This window comes from Arthrobacter sp. AIWTK1 (genome assembly GCF_056680535.1).
In genome coordinates this window covers 1,675,987-1,689,740 of the sequence record NZ_CM155287.1, presented here as the reverse complement: position 1 = coordinate 1,689,740, position 13,754 = coordinate 1,675,987, and the positions used below count along the sequence as shown (strand labels likewise).

Here is a 13,754-nt window from a genome sequence, read left to right as displayed (position 1 = left end):
GGCCGATGTGATGGTTCTCGCAGTGCCGTTCAGGCCCGCTGCGGCAGCATCTTGGCGTCGTCCAGAAGCTCCTGGGCGTGGGCCTGGGCTGTTTCTGAATCTTCCTGGCCGGCCAGCATCCGGGCCAGCTCCTTGACCCGTTCCGGGCCATCGAGGAGCCGCACATCGCTGGAGGTGAACCCGGTGGCGGTGCCGCCGTCGGCCCCTCTGACGGATGTTTTGGTGACGGTGATGTGCTGGTCCGCGAACGCCGCGACCTGAGGAAGGTGCGTGACCACCAGGACCTGCACATGCTGCGCCAGCATGGCCAGCCGCCTGCCGATCTCGACGGCTGCCCGCCCGCCCACGCCGGCATCCACTTCGTCGAACACAAAGGTGGGCACCGGATCCACTGCGGCGAGGACCACCTCGATGGCCAGCATCACGCGGGAAAGCTCGCCCCCGGAGGCACCCTTGCCCAGCGGACGGGCCGGTGCGCCGGAGTGGGGCTGGAGCAGGAACGAGATCTCGTCCGCGCCGTACGGCATCAGCTGGGCGGCGGGCTCGATGGTGATCACCAGGGTCGCGTCGGCCATGGCCAGGGCCTTCAATTCGGCGCTGACCCGTGCCGACAGCTCCTTGGCGGCCTTGCCGCGGATTTTGCTGATCGCGGTGGCCTGCTTCTTCAGCTCAGCCTCGGTCCGGGCGACCTCTGCGTCCAGCGCCTCGATCCGGGTGGAGTCGTCCTGCAGTTCGTCGAACCGGACACGCGCGTTCTCCGCCCACACCAGGACCTCGTCGATGCTGGGGGCATACTTGCGGACCAGCTTTGCCAGGGCAGCCCGCCGGTCCTCGATTTCCGCGAGCCGCTCCGGCCCCTCCGAATCCAGCCCGGCCTGGTAGCTCGCCAGTTCCGTGGCGATGTCGTTCAGCAGGAAACCGACCTCCGCCAGGCGCGCGGCTGCCGCGCCGAGTTCGGCGTCGTGCTCGGCCACATGTTCCAGGGTCCGTTTAGCCGCGTCCACCAGGGTGGTGGCGTCGCCCTCGTCCCCGTAGTCCTCCGCGATGAGCGCCTGGTGCGCGGTGTTTGCCGCAATCCTGAGTTCTTCGACATTGGCGAGTTTCACGGCCTCCGCCTTGAGGGACTCGTCCTCCCCCGGCTGCGGATCCACGTCGTCGATCTCTGCCAGGGCAATCTGCAGCGATTCCGCTTCCCGAAGCCTGTCCCGTGCGGCACCACGCAGCGTGTCCAGCTCCGCCTGGCTGGCCTTCCAGTGGCTGTACAGCGACTGATATGTACCGAGCGGGCCCGCCAGGGCGTCGCCGGCAAACTTGTCCAAGGCACCGCGCTGGGCTGGCGCCCCCTTCAGCCTGATCTGGTCCGACTGGCCATGGACCACCACCAGGCTTTCGCCGATCTCCGCGAGGACCCCCACCGGGGCGGCGCGCCCGCCAAGGTACGCACGGCTGCGTCCGTCCGCACCCAGGCGACGGGCGAGGATCAGTTCGGCGCCGCCATCGAACTCTTCAACCTCAGCACCCGCCTCCAACGCGCGTACGACGGCTGCGTGGCCGGCGTCCAGCTTCAGGACGGCCTCCGCCGAGGCGCTCTTCGCGCCGCTGCGTACGGCGCCGGCATCCGAGCGGGCACCCAGGAGGAGCCCGACGGCGGTGACCACCATGGTCTTGCCGGCGCCGGTCTCGCCGGTCACCACGCTGAGGCCCGGGCCGAGCGGAAGGGTTGCGTCGGTGATGACGCCGAGGTCGCGGATTCTCAGTTCTTCAAGCATGATTCACTTCGCAGTCGTCGGATCTGTCTCGGACGTCCCGGCGTGCCGGGGACCCGGCGGCGTCGCCATGGGCCTGGGGGTTCGGATGATGGGCACGGGTCCGGTGTGGACGGACTCGGCCTGGGGCATGGGGCCGCGCCAGCCGTGGATGGGCAGCTGGAACTTACGGACCAGCCTTGCGGAGAAGGGTGTCTGGTGCGTCCGCGCGAGCCGCACCGGCGTGGCCGATCGGGTCACTTCCACGCGGGCGCCCGGCGGCAGGTCCACAGAACGGCGGCCGTCACACCACAGCACACCCTGGGCGTCGGTCCGGTTCAGGACCTCCACGGCCAGCCTGGACCGGGGCGAGACCACCAGCGGCTTGGCGAACAGCGCGTGCGCCGAGATGGGAACGATTACCAGCGCCTCCACCTCGGGCCAGACCACGGGACCGCCTGCCGAGAAGGCGTAAGCCGTGGAGCCGGTGGGGGTTGCCATCACCACGCCGTCGCAGCCGAACGATGTCAGCGGGCGTTCATCCACTTCCGTGACAACCTCAAGCATCCGTTCCCGGTTGCCTTTCTCGATGGCGGCCTCGTTCAGTGCCCACGTGTGCCAGATCTTCTGACCGCGGACCCAGACCTGGACGTCGATGGTCATTCGTTCTTCCACGGTATAGTCGCGGCTCGCAATCCATTCCACCGTCTGCGCAAGGTCTGCCCGCTCGCTCTCGGCGAGGAAGCCCACATGGCCCAGGTTGACGCCCAGGAGCGGCACGTCCACTTCCCGGACGAGTTCGGCGGCGCGGAGGATGGTGCCGTCCCCGCCGAGCACCATGACCAGCTCGACGTCGGGGAGCTGGATGTGGTCGTGAAGGATCTCAACGGGGTCTTCTAGCCGGCCGAAAAACCCTTCCATGTCCTTGAGTTCGGATTTTTGCATCACCGGAACAATGCCTGAGGCGTGCAGCTGGACGCACGCCTCCCAGGCAGCCTTCAGTGATTCCTCGCGGCCGGTGTGGGCAAGGACCAGTACACGCCTGCTCATCGGGTTCCGCTTTCTAGTGGTTCGGCCAGATTGTTCCGAGCAACGCAGCAACGGCTGCGTCCCGCTCTTCGATCTTAGGCAAGTCTGAAGTGATCCTGCGCTTTATCCACAGGAAGTATTCGACGTTTCCGTCCTGGCCGGGCAGCGGGCTTGCCGCGAGGCCGCGTAGTTCGAGCCCAGCGTCCAGCGCCGCATTGGCGACTTTCTCTACCGCCATCCGGCGTTCACGCTCGGAATTCACCACTCCGGTGCGGCCCAGCCGGTCCTTGCCGATTTCGAACTGGGGTTTGACCATCAGGACCAGGTCACCGCCGGGATGCGTGCACGCCGCCAGCGGCTCCAGCACCAGGGTCAGCGAGATGAAGGACAGGTCGGCGACCGTCAGCGCGGCGGGGCCGCCGATCCCTTCCGGCGTCATGTAGCGCACGTTGAGGCCCTCGTGCACGGATACGCGGGGGTCGTCCCGGAGCTGGGGCACCAGCTGCCCGTGTCCGACGTCGACAGCCACCACGTGGTCCGCGCCGCGCCGCAGGAGCACCTCCGTGAAGCCGCCGGTGGAGGCGCCGGCGTCCAGGCAGCGCTTTCCTTCGGCGGTGACGTCCGGGAAGGCATCCAGTGCACCGGCCAGCTTGTGGCCGGCCCTGCTGACGTAGCTGTCCCGCCCGTCATCGGCAACGTCCAGGGGCGTGAGGTCGTCCACCTGCACCGAGGCTTTCGCGAGAACCGTGCCGTCCGAGCTGACTTTGCCTTCGGCAATCAGGCGCGCGGCGTGGGTGCGGGACCTCGCCAGCCCCCGGGTGACGAGCATTTGATCAAGCCTCGCCATACTCAGGCGTCACCCTCAGCCGACGGGTCGTCGTCATTAAGCGCATCCAGCAGCGCATCATGAAGAGCCGAGTAGGCCTCCGCATGCCCGTCAACGGGAAGTCCCTGGATGTCCGTCAAACGGTTGAGGGCAGCGTCAACAGACGCGTCTCCCACCCGGCTTACGCTGCGGCCGGCTTCCGACAAGTTGTTCAGCTCGGTCATGTTCCCAGTCTAGTGAGTCGGCCTAGTGCGTCAGCCACTCGACGGACGGTGCCAGCGGAGCGTCTGCCTGCGGATTCGCCGTCCACCACGCCGAGCAGGCCGCCCGCCACGAATCCAGGTCACCGGGAACTCCGCTGATGTGCACTGCTTCTCCCCGCACGACGGCGGAAGCCGCACCGCAGCGGAACGTGCCGCCGTCGTGCTCCTCCACAGTGGGGTACGGGCGGTACAGATCGCTGAGGTCGTTGATGAGGTAGTCCGGGCGCTCCGCCGTGCGGGCGGCGAGGATGGATTCCCGGGTGTCGACGCCGGTGAGCACCGCCACGGTGGCGAAGCCGGCGTTGTTCCCGCCGAGGATGTCCGTGTCCAGCCTGTCGCCCACGACCAGCGGCCGGTCGGAGGTTAGCCGCTTGGCTGCGGTGCGGAACAGCGGCGCCTCCGGCTTTCCCGCCACGAGCGGCCGCTGTCCGGTGGCCGCCGCCACGGCCGCCACCAGGGTTCCGTTGCCCGGAGCGATGCCTCGGGCCTGCGGGATGGACATGTCCGTGTTGGTGGCAACCCAGAGGGCGCCGCCTGCTATGACATACGAGGCCTCGGCGAGGTCCTTCCAGCCAATCTCGGGATTGAACCCCTGGACCACGGCCACCGGATTGTCCTTGGCGCTGTGGACCGGCGTCAGTCCCACCAGCTCCACTTCATGCGCCAGGGCCGGGCTCCCTGTCACCAGAACCCGTGCACCCGCCGGAAGGAGGCCCGCCAGCAGCTCGCCGGCAGCCTGCGAGGAACTGACTACCTGCTCGTCCTCCGCGGGCGCGCCGAGCTCGCGCAGATGGGCCGCCACCTGCGCGGGGGTCCGGGACGCGTTGTTGGTCACGTAGCCAAGTCCGACGTCGATTCCGGCTAGCTGGCGGAGCGCCTCAATGGCGCCCGGAATGGCGTGGGGACCGGCATAGACAACTCCGTCAAGGTCCGACAGCAGGGCGTCGAAGCTCGAGATCAGTGAGGCGCCGCTCATGCGCAGTTATTCCCTTTCATGGTCCGGCTGCGCGGCATCCGCATCGCGGGCATCGTCGGCGGATTCCTCTGTGGTGCCGGCTTCGAGTTCGTCCTCTTCAACGGAGTCTTCATCCGATTCAGCGTCGTCGGAGTCGAAGAAGTCCGATTCGGCGTCGTCGGAGCCTTCGTCAATGGCAGCTGCGTCTGAGGCGGCAGCCTCGACGACGGCCGACTGGCTGTCGTCGCGGACACCCGGCGATGCGGCAGGCGCGCTGTCGGCCTGCTGCTGGGCGAGCAGGCGGCGGCGTGCTTCCTCTTCACGGGCTTCCTCTTCCTCGTCCCAGCCGAGGTCGATGATGTCCGGTTCCTCGTCCGCGCCGAGGCCGAGCGCATTCTCCGCCACCACTGCCTGACGCTGCCACTTTGCGGCTTCCTCGGTCCGGCCTACTGCCGCGAGGGCGTCTGCGTAGGCGCGGAAGAGGCGGGGGCTGTATGAGAACGCGCGGTTCATGTCCAACTGCGCGATTTCCAGTTCGGCTACTGCCGCGTCCAGCTGGCCAAGGTCCGTGCGGGCCCCGGCGGCCACGATGGCCAGTTCAACCTTGCCGGGTGCGTCGAGGTCGTTGGCTTCCTCGGAGCGTGCGACGTCAAGGGCCCGGTCCGGACGCCCCAGTCCGCGTTCGCAGTCGGCCATGACGGGCAGGTGCACGTTGGAGCCGCTGATCCGCCGGTAGGTGCGGAACTCGCGCAGCGCTTCGCCGTAGTGTCCTGCGGCGTAGGCGGTCAGGCCTACTGCCTCGCGCACAGCAGACAGACGTCCGCCGCGGCGGCTGGCGGCCAGGGCATGCTGGAAGGCAAGTTCCGGTTCTTCGTCAATGAGGCGGCCTGCCATCACCAGGTGGCGTGCAACCCACTCCGCGCTCTTGGGTTCGAGGGTCTTGATCTCGTGCTTGGTGGCGCGGTCCAGTTCCTGGCCTGTGACATCCTCATCAATCTGGGGAGAGCGCTCACGGTCCGGGCGGTTGGCACTGCGCAGGTCGCGGGCGTTGGGTACGCGGGCTGGCCGGTCCTCGGGGCGGTCGCGTCCGAAGTCGCGGGGGCCGGATTCGCCACGGTCAAAGCTCCTGGGAGCACGTTCCTGGCGGTCGCCAAAGGGCTTCCGGTTATCGCCGCCGCCAAAGCTGCGACGTTCGCCGTCGCCCTCGCGGCGCGGACGATCACCAAACGGCTTCCGGTCACGGTCGCCGGCGCCAAAGCTGCGACGCTCCCCGCCCTCACGCGACGGACGATCACCAAACGGCTTACGGTCACGGTCGCCGGCGCCGAAGGGCTTCCGGTCACGGTCGCCGGCGCCGAAGGGCTTCCGGTCACGGTCACCGGCGCCAAAGGGCTTCCGGTCACGGTCACCGGCGCCAAAGGGCTTCCGGTCACGGTCACCGGCGCCAAAGGGCTTCCGGTCACGGTCACCGGCGCCAAAGCTGCGACGCTCCCCGCCCTCACGCGACGGACGATCACCAAACGGCTTCCGGTCACGGTCACCGGCGCCAAAGCTGCGACGTTCGCCGTCGCCCTCGCGGCGCGGACGATCACCAAACGGCTTACGGTCACCGGCGCCGCCACCACCAAAGCTCCGACGTTCCCCGCCCTCACGGGACGGACGATCACCGAACGGCTTACGGTCGCGGTCACCTGTGCCACCGGCGAAGCCGCGGCGCTCTCCGCCACCTTCGCGGGACGGACGATCACCAAACGGCTTACGCTCCCCGCCCTCACGCGACGGACGATCGCTACGATCATCCTTGGAGCGGAATCCGCGGGGATCGCCGCCGGAATTATTCGATGCCCGGAACGGTCCCCCGCCCGAAGGCCGGCCGCCCCCGTAGCCGCCGCGGTCTTTACCGTTTCGATTTCCGCCGTTGTGCTCAGCCATGTTGGCTACCTCCCGTTATGAGCTGACCACTGGCGCGATTGCAGCCGCTCTTATTCGTGTTTCGTTCTGTCACGCAACCCGAAATCAAGCGCTTCGAAGTCCGTACATCTCACCCAATTCTAGGCGAGGCAGGGCCGGGCGGGCACCGGCCCGAAGACACGAGGCGGCAACAGTGACCATGATCATAGGCGGGTCTGTTAGAAGCCGGCCTTCTTCGCAAGGGCCACCAGCATCTCCTTCGCATTCGTGCCCTCTGGTACTGCCGTGCCGGACGGCACGGAGACGAGCAGCTTGGATGAGGTCTTGTCCAGTACCGAGACGACGACGTACTCAGTACTCCCCGTCAGGGTGTTCACGCCGTACTTGGCGTCCCCGCGCAAGCCCGATATTGCCTCCGCCTTCATCAACAGGCCGAATGGAGCGCTGGCAACCAAGTCTTGCGGGGTCTTGAACTCCCTTTGCTCGATGACAGCGCTGTGATCCGTCCCGGCTCCCGACTCCAGTGCGTAGACGCAGGAGTCTATCGCCGTCCCGTCTCGGTCCGTTGATACTTCTCCCTGCCCAGGCTGGAGCCCGGTGGCCCATGAGGACAAAGCACTTTTGATGTCTGATTCCGTCAGCAGCGTGCAGGATCCAGCCTTGGCTGCGGGGTCAACAGTCCGCCCGTCCCTTCCCACTTGGGCCGTGTTCGAGGGGCTCGGGCTGGCCGACGATCCCGAGGAGCCCGACTGTGCGCCAGACGATGATGTTGCCCCGCCCGATGAGGGTCCCGCGGGAGTGCACGCAACAAGCGTGGCACTGCCGGCGACAAGGGCTGCCAGGACTGTCAGGACAGTCCTCCGGATTCTGCGCCTATTCAAAGACATCGTTACTGACTCCCATGATGAGCCGGTCCCCGTAGTTGGCGGATTGAAGATACCTGACGACGTTGGCCTCGCTGAGAGAAATACATCCCCAGGTGGGAACTGGATTTGCGTGAAGGAAAATTGCGAATCCGGCATCCATCACAATGTTGGAATCCGGCGGCCGGTTGTAATTGATGACAGCACCCTGACGGTAATCTCCGGACGGCCGGGTGGCGTAGTACCACATATTTTCGTCCGGGAAGACATCTGCACTGGATTCAAAATACTTGTTGTAGTTTGTGTTGAGGCGTCCGCCCCAGCGGGAATAGGGATTGAGTGTCTGATACGGGAGGGACGTTCCCGGATTCGAGAGACCGAATGCCAGCGTGATGGAATACGATCCGGTCGGAGAGTACTTCCCGGTTGTCGGTCCTGTTGCCACCCCTGGTCGGGCGAATCCGCTTTCCCCGGCGTATCCGCCGACTGTCCAGTCGTGAACATATTTTCCATCGCGCTTCACGCAGTTGGTGAAGGTCACGGGAGTGGTGCCATAGCCCTGGGATATCGCGAACGACACCCGGGCAGCGCCCCCGCCCGAGTATTTGGTAGCTCCAACGTTCAGCGCCCGGCAGTATCCCCATTCCGAATAACGAAGCGCAGTTCCTTGGCCCGCTGTCCATTGAATGGCCCCGCCCTCGAAACGCTGGACACAGGTACTCACCTGGCAGGACTCCTCTGACACGGGGTAGCCCAAGGCTCCGTTTTGGGCTCTTTTTGCGCCCCACAATTGGCCGTACACACCATATACGGAATGGAATCCAATCCCCGCGGCCCAATATACGTAACCGCCTTGGAACGACTGGACGCACCCCGGACCTGTAAGTCCACACTGCTCACCGGAGACCGGATAGCCTAACCGGCCGGCTTCCTTGCCGTACTGGCTCCAGATCTGCGCATAGCCTCCGTACACCGCGTACGCACCGTTGCCGGCGTTCCAGTAGATCGACCCGCCACTAAATCTCTGGAAACATCCGCTATTTACCAGGCCGCAGGCTTCCGACGCTATCGGAAGGCCCAGGCGGCCGGATTCACTACCGTTATTGGTCCACACTGAGGAGTAGATCCCGGCGACCAGCGTCGTACCGATGCCAGGGACCCACGCCACGTAGCCACGTTGAAACTGTTGCACACAGCCGGAACCACTGGCGGTGCAGCGTTCGTTGGAGACCGGGTAGCCGAGTCTTCCGGCTCCCATCCCGTTTGCGGTCCAAACACTGTAGTAGGGATCGTAGAGGGCAACGGTGCCGCTGCCTGCCGCCCAGACGATGGAGCCGCGCTGGAACCTCTGTGAACAGCCTGCGCCGCCGGCGTCGCATTTTTCAGCTGCGACGGGGACGCCCAGTCTCCCGGCCGCGGCACCGTACGCGGTCCAAACCGCCGAGTACGGGGAGTACACGGCGAAAGTCCCGACGCCGCCGGTCGAAACGATGAACCCTCGCTGGAAACTTTGCTGGCAGATGGAGGGGCTCGGCTGGCAGGCCACCGACCCTACCGGGTACCCGATTCGACCGGCTTCCTCCTGGTGGGCAGCCCAGACTGCACCAATGTCCCCGGCAGTAGCGAATGCACCCGTGCCGGCCGTCCAATGAATCTTTCCATTCTGGAACTGGCGACGGCATCCGTCCTGGCTCAGTCCGCACTCTGTTGCGCTGACGGCATTACCCAGCGCGCCCGCCGCGCCGCCTAGGCGTTGCCATTCTGCCTCGATGGCATCCTGTCCGGGTGTTGAGACCGTGGCCTCCGGAACAGTGGTTCGGGAGGCGCTGCCGGGAGCCTCAGTATTTGTTGCTGTGGCGCTCGGAGATGAAATGGTTTCAGGGGCGGCGTTCGACGGCGAAAGGGTCGGGTCCCCCGCCGGCTGCGTCGAGGACGGAGTTGATGTCGCCGACGGAGCCACCGTGGTCGGCTCCGCCGTCAGCGTCGGCGACGGCGGGTCAACTACGGCCGAAGCGGCCGGCGGAACCGCCATCGCAAAACAGAGCGCAAGCATTGCCGCCGTAGACCAGATACCCCGATGCTTCATCGAACCACTTCCCCCAAAGTTGTAGTCAGGAACGCCGCCGCAGCCACAGTGGAGCCGGTCAGCAGTCCGAACCCGAGGATATCTTAAAGGTCCTTGATACAGGGCAAAATTCTAACCTTGTTATTCATTCGCGATACAGCCACCGCTATGCAAATACAGGGGTGAAAGTTTTGTTGTTTGGTTAAAGTGGGAGAGCCCCAACCGTGTGGTTGGGGCTCTCGACCTGAATGGTGTTCCGGCGGTGACCTACTCTCCCACACCCTCCCGGGTGCAGTACCATCGGCGCTGTGGGTCTTAGCTTCCGGGTTCGGAATGGGACCGGGCGTTTCCCCCACGCTATGACCGCCGTAACCCTTGCTCCACAACCCTGGCGGGTCGGGAAATTTTGTGGTTACAACATGCTCTGCCTGGTAGGGCAGTTGTGGTGTTGTTATGTAGTTTTTTGGTTCTCAAGCAACGGGTTTGTTGGTTGGGAACCACATAGTGGACGCAAGCAGTCTTGTTATCTTTTTACCAGTGCTTGGTGTGAACGTCTTTTGAATGCCGTTCACGCAGTGGTGTGTGGTGTAAGTTATCGGCCTATTAGTACCGGTCAGCTTCACGAGTCGTTAGTCCTCGCTTCCACATCCGGCCTATCAACCCAGTGGTCTGGCTGGGGGCCTCTCACACACAAGGTGTATGGAAATCTCATCTCGAAGCGAGCTTCCCGCTTAGATGCTTTCAGCGGTTATCCCATCCGAACGTAGCTAATCAGCGGTGCACTTGGCAGTACAACTGACACACCAGAGGTTCGTCCGTCCCGGTCCTCTCGTACTAAGGACAGCCCTTCTCAAATTTCCTGCGCGCGCAGCGGATAGGGACCGAACTGTCTCACGACGTTCTAAACCCAGCTCGCGTACCGCTTTAATGGGCGAACAGCCCAACCCTTGGGACCTACTCCAGCCCCAGGATGCGACGAGCCGACATCGAGGTGCCAAACCATGCCGTCGATATGGACTCTTGGGCAAGATCAGCCTGTTATCCCCGAGGTACCTTTTATCCGTTGAGCGACGGCCATTCCACAATGTACCGCCGGATCACTAGTCCCGACTTTCGTCCCTGCTCGAGATGTCTCTCTCACAGTCAAGCTCCCTTGTGCACTTACACTCGACACCTGATTGCCAACCAGGCTGAGGGAACCTTTGGGCGCCTCCGTTACTTTTTAGGAGGCAACCGCCCCAGTTAAACTACCCATCAGGCACTGTCCCTGACCCGGATTACGGGCCGAAGTTAGATGTCCAAAGTGACCAGAGTGGTATTTCAACGATGACTCCACCCGAACTGGCGTCCGGGCTTCAACGTCTCCCACCTATCCTACACAAGCCACTCCGAACACCAATACCAAACTATAGTAAAGGTCTCGGGGTCTTTCCGTCCTGCTGCGCGTAACGAGCATCTTTACTCGTACTGCAATTTCGCCGAGTTTATGGTTGAGACAGCGGGGAAGTCGTTACTCCATTCGTGCAGGTCGGAACTTACCCGACAAGGAATTTCGCTACCTTAGGATGGTTATAGTTACCACCGCCGTTTACTGGGGCTTAAATTCTCAGCTTCGCCTTGCGGCTAACCGGTCCTCTTAACCTTCCAGCACCGGGCAGGAGTCAGTCCGTATACATCGTCTTGCGACTTCGCACGGACCTGTGTTTTTAGTAAACAGTCGCTTCCCCCTGGTCTCTGCGGCCCCGATCCCCTCCGGACAGCATGTGTCCATCAAGGTTGGGGCCCCCCTTCTCCCGAAGTTACGGGGGCATTTTGCCGAGTTCCTTAACCATAATTCTCTCGATCGCCTTAGTATTCTCTACCTGATCACCTGTGTCGGTTTGGGGTACGGGCGGCTAAAACCTCGCGTCGATGCTTTTCTAGGCAGCATAGGATCACCGAATCCCCCCCTACGGGGGTCCCGTCAGGTCTCAGGCATCATGAACGGCGGATTTGCCTACCGTTCGCCCTACATCCTTGGACCGGGACAACCATCGCCCGGCTCGGCTACCTTCCTGCGTCACACCTGTTAATACGCTTACCTCCCAGGATCAGGTCCCGCGCTCCACCAAAAACCGCACACCACAAGGGTGATTGGTCAGGTCTCGGGCGGTTAGTATCCCCTGTTCAGCATGGGCGGTTTTTCGCCGGTACGGGAATATCAACCCGTTGTCCATCGACTACGCCTGTCGGCCTCGCCTTAGGTCCCGACTTACCCAGGGCAGATTAGCTTGACCCTGGAACCCTTGATCATTCGGCGGACGGGTTTCTCACCCGTCTTTCGCTACTCATGCCTGCATTCTCACTCGTGTAGGCTCCACCGCTGGTTTACACCGCGACTTCACTGCCCACACGACGCTCCCCTACCCATCCACACTCCTGAACCACAAAGGCTTGGATAAAATGTGAATGCCACAACTTCGGCGGTGTACTTGAGCCCCGCTACATTGTCGGCGCGGAATCACTTGACCAGTGAGCTATTACGCACTCTTTTAAGGATGGCTGCTTCTAAGCCAACCTCCTGGTTGTCTTCGCAACTCCACATCCTTTCCCACTTAGCACACGCTTAGGGGCCTTAGTTGGTGGTCTGGGCTGTTTCCCTCTCGACTATGAAGCTTATCCCCCACAGTCTCACTGCTGCGCTCTCACTTACCGGCATTCGGAGTTTGGCTGACGTCAGTAACCTTGTAGGGCCCATTAGCCATCCAGTAGCTCTACCTCCGGTAAGAAACACGCAACGCTGCACCTAAATGCATTTCGGGGAGAACCAGCTATCACGAAGTTTGATTGGCCTTTCACCCCTACCCACAGCTCATCCCCTCCATTTTCAACTGAAGTGGGTTCGGTCCTCCACGACGTCTTACCGTCGCTTCAACCTGGCCATGGGTAGATCACTTCGCTTCGGGTCTAGATCACGCCACTGCAACGCCCTATTCAGACTCGCTTTCGCTACGGCTGCCCCACACGGGTTAACCTCGCGACGTAACACTAACTCGCAGGCTCATTCTTCAAAAGGCACGCCGTCACCAGAATCAGACTGGCTCCGACGGATTGTAAGCACACGGTTTCAGGTACTGTTTCACTCCCCTCCCGGGGTACTTTTCACCTTTCCCTCACGGTACTGGTCCGCTATCGGTCATTAGGGAGTATTTAGGCTTATCAGGTGGTCCTGACAGATTCGCACGGGATTTCTCGGGCCCCGTGCTACTTGGGATACTCTCCAGGCGGTACACAACATTACGGTTACGGGGCTCACACCCTCTCTGGCCGGCCTTTCAAGACCGTTCACCTATGCCTGCACATCACACCCCACTGTCCCGGCAGAGACAGAACGGAAAGTCCCACAACCCCGACCATGCAACGCCCGCCGGCTATCACACATGGAACGGTTTAGCCTGATCCGCGTTCGCTCGCCACTACTAACGGAATCACTATTGTTTTCTCTTCCTGCGGGTACTGAGATGTTTCACTTCCCCGCGTTCCCTCCACGCACCCTATGTGTTCAGATGCGGGTCACCAGGTAACTCGCGTCCCTGGCGGGGTTTCCCCATTCGGACACCCTGGGATCACAGTCCGGTTATCGACTCCCCCAGGCTTATCGCAGATTCCTACGTCCTTCTTCGGCTCCTAATGCCAAGGCATCCACCGTGTGCTCTTAAAAACTTGACCACAAAAGATCAATCAGAAATTTTCGAGAGAACCACAGAAACCAACCACACCCAACAACCACCCCCCGCCCCGAAAGACAAGGAATCATCATCACGCGCAGCCAGATCCAGGTTCATATTCTTGGAAATTGCTTCTTATAAAAGATGCTCGCGTCCACTATGTAGTTCTCAAACAACAACCCCGTACCACACACCCCACACACCCAAACAGTGCATGCTCGCTGCAGCCGGGAAACCAGAAACAAACAAAACCCACACCACCACCGGAGCCTCCCGCAAAGGAAACACCGGCCATGCCATGGTCCTGTTGCCTCAGGACCCAACAGTGTGCCAAACACTAAACCGCACCAACTCCGCCCCCGCCGTTCCAGGACACCCTGCTCCACAAGA

The 13,754-nt window shown here is 62.9% G+C and carries 10 protein-coding genes, 2 rRNA genes and 1 pseudogene; 2 read left to right on the top strand and 11 right to left on the bottom strand.

Annotated features, from left to right (window positions below; all coding sequences use genetic code 11):
• Positions 1 to 29: 29 nt before the first annotated feature.
• From recN to AC1MDG_RS07710, 6 genes are read right to left on the bottom strand one after another with little or no spacing between them, the layout of a single operon-like run.
• Positions 30 to 1,769: a DNA repair protein RecN gene (gene recN / locus AC1MDG_RS07735; RefSeq protein WP_479808442.1), complete on the bottom strand. Its 1,740-nt coding sequence runs from the start codon at positions 1,767 to 1,769 to the stop codon at positions 30 to 32.
• 3 nt (positions 1,770 to 1,772) lie between these two features.
• Positions 1,773 to 2,795 carry an NAD kinase gene (locus tag AC1MDG_RS07730; protein ID WP_479808441.1) on the bottom strand — a complete coding sequence of 341 codons (1,023 nt, stop codon included), beginning with the start codon at positions 2,793 to 2,795 and terminating at the stop codon, positions 1,773 to 1,775.
• 13 nt (positions 2,796 to 2,808) lie between these two features.
• On the bottom strand, positions 2,809 to 3,621 hold the full coding sequence (locus tag AC1MDG_RS07725) for a TlyA family RNA methyltransferase (RefSeq protein ID WP_479808440.1): 813 nt from the start codon (positions 3,619 to 3,621) through the stop codon (positions 2,809 to 2,811).
• A gap of 2 nt (positions 3,622 to 3,623) precedes the next feature.
• Complete coding sequence (locus tag AC1MDG_RS07720) at positions 3,624 to 3,824, bottom strand: hypothetical protein (RefSeq protein WP_043480326.1); 201 nt, start codon at positions 3,822 to 3,824, stop codon at positions 3,624 to 3,626.
• Positions 3,825 to 3,846: 22 nt separating this feature from the next.
• Complete coding sequence (locus AC1MDG_RS07715; protein WP_479808439.1) at positions 3,847 to 4,839, bottom strand: HAD-IIA family hydrolase; 993 nt, start codon at positions 4,837 to 4,839, stop codon at positions 3,847 to 3,849.
• 6 nt (positions 4,840 to 4,845) lie between these two features.
• Positions 4,846 to 5,712 carry a hypothetical protein gene (locus tag AC1MDG_RS07710; protein WP_479808438.1) on the bottom strand — a complete coding sequence of 289 codons (867 nt, stop codon included), beginning with the start codon at positions 5,710 to 5,712 and terminating at the stop codon, positions 4,846 to 4,848.
• 54 nt (positions 5,713 to 5,766) lie between these two features.
• Here AC1MDG_RS07710 and AC1MDG_RS07705 point away from each other — a divergent pair, with 54 nt between their 5' ends.
• Positions 5,767 to 6,771: a hypothetical protein gene (locus tag AC1MDG_RS07705; RefSeq protein ID WP_479808437.1), complete on the top strand. Its 1,005-nt coding sequence runs from the start codon at positions 5,767 to 5,769 to the stop codon at positions 6,769 to 6,771.
• 176 nt (positions 6,772 to 6,947) lie between these two features.
• Here the strand turns inward: AC1MDG_RS07705 and AC1MDG_RS07700 are convergent, their stop codons facing one another.
• The 3 genes and pseudogenes from AC1MDG_RS07700 to AC1MDG_RS07690 all read right to left on the bottom strand — a co-directional run.
• Positions 6,948 to 7,154, bottom strand: coding sequence for a hypothetical protein (locus tag AC1MDG_RS07700; RefSeq protein WP_144406351.1), 207 nt, complete (start codon positions 7,152 to 7,154; stop codon positions 6,948 to 6,950).
• A 448-nt stretch (positions 7,155 to 7,602) separates the two neighbouring features.
• On the bottom strand, positions 7,603 to 9,051 hold the full coding sequence (locus AC1MDG_RS07695; protein WP_479809045.1) for a hypothetical protein: 1,449 nt from the start codon (positions 9,049 to 9,051) through the stop codon (positions 7,603 to 7,605).
• A gap of 171 nt (positions 9,052 to 9,222) precedes the next feature.
• Positions 9,223 to 9,288: pseudogene (locus AC1MDG_RS07690) on the bottom strand (hypothetical protein); the annotation flags it as partial.
• Between the two features lie 73 nt (positions 9,289 to 9,361).
• Here AC1MDG_RS07690 and AC1MDG_RS07685 point away from each other — a divergent pair.
• Positions 9,362 to 9,703, top strand: a complete 342-nt coding sequence (locus tag AC1MDG_RS07685; RefSeq protein WP_479809164.1) for a hypothetical protein — start codon at positions 9,362 to 9,364, stop codon at positions 9,701 to 9,703.
• A gap of 208 nt (positions 9,704 to 9,911) precedes the next feature.
• On the opposite strand, the gene rrf is transcribed toward AC1MDG_RS07685, so the two are convergent.
• Together rrf and AC1MDG_RS07675 are read right to left on the bottom strand one after the other, a co-directional pair.
• A 5S ribosomal RNA gene (gene rrf / locus AC1MDG_RS07680) occupies positions 9,912 to 10,028 on the bottom strand.
• Positions 10,029 to 10,239: 211 nt separating this feature from the next.
• Positions 10,240 to 13,365 (bottom strand): 23S ribosomal RNA (locus tag AC1MDG_RS07675).
• Positions 13,366 to 13,754 lie beyond the last annotated feature (389 nt).

What these genes read in the sequence shown, in the direction of transcription:
- AC1MDG_RS07710 (WP_479808438.1), bottom strand. Translation starts at nt 5,712, where the DNA reads ATGGCAGGCCGCCTCATTGACGAAGAACCGGAACTTGCCTTCCAGCAT.
- AC1MDG_RS07715 (WP_479808439.1), bottom strand. Translation starts at nt 4,839, where the DNA reads ATGAGCGGCGCCTCACTGATCTCGAGCTTCGACGCCCTGCTGTCGGAC.
- AC1MDG_RS07730 (WP_479808441.1), bottom strand. Translation starts at nt 2,795, where the DNA reads ATGAGCAGGCGTGTACTGGTCCTTGCCCACACCGGCCGCGAGGAATCA.
- AC1MDG_RS07700 (WP_144406351.1), bottom strand. Translation starts at nt 7,154, where the DNA reads ATGAAGGCGGAGGCAATATCGGGCTTGCGCGGGGACGCCAAGTACGGC.
- AC1MDG_RS07720 (WP_043480326.1), bottom strand. Translation starts at nt 3,824, where the DNA reads ATGACCGAGCTGAACAACTTGTCGGAAGCCGGCCGCAGCGTAAGCCGG.
- AC1MDG_RS07685 (WP_479809164.1), top strand. Translation starts at nt 9,362, where the DNA reads ATGGCATCCTGTCCGGGTGTTGAGACCGTGGCCTCCGGAACAGTGGTT.
- recN (WP_479808442.1), bottom strand. Translation starts at nt 1,769, where the DNA reads ATGCTTGAAGAACTGAGAATCCGCGACCTCGGCGTCATCACCGACGCA.
- AC1MDG_RS07725 (WP_479808440.1), bottom strand. Translation starts at nt 3,621, where the DNA reads ATGGCGAGGCTTGATCAAATGCTCGTCACCCGGGGGCTGGCGAGGTCC.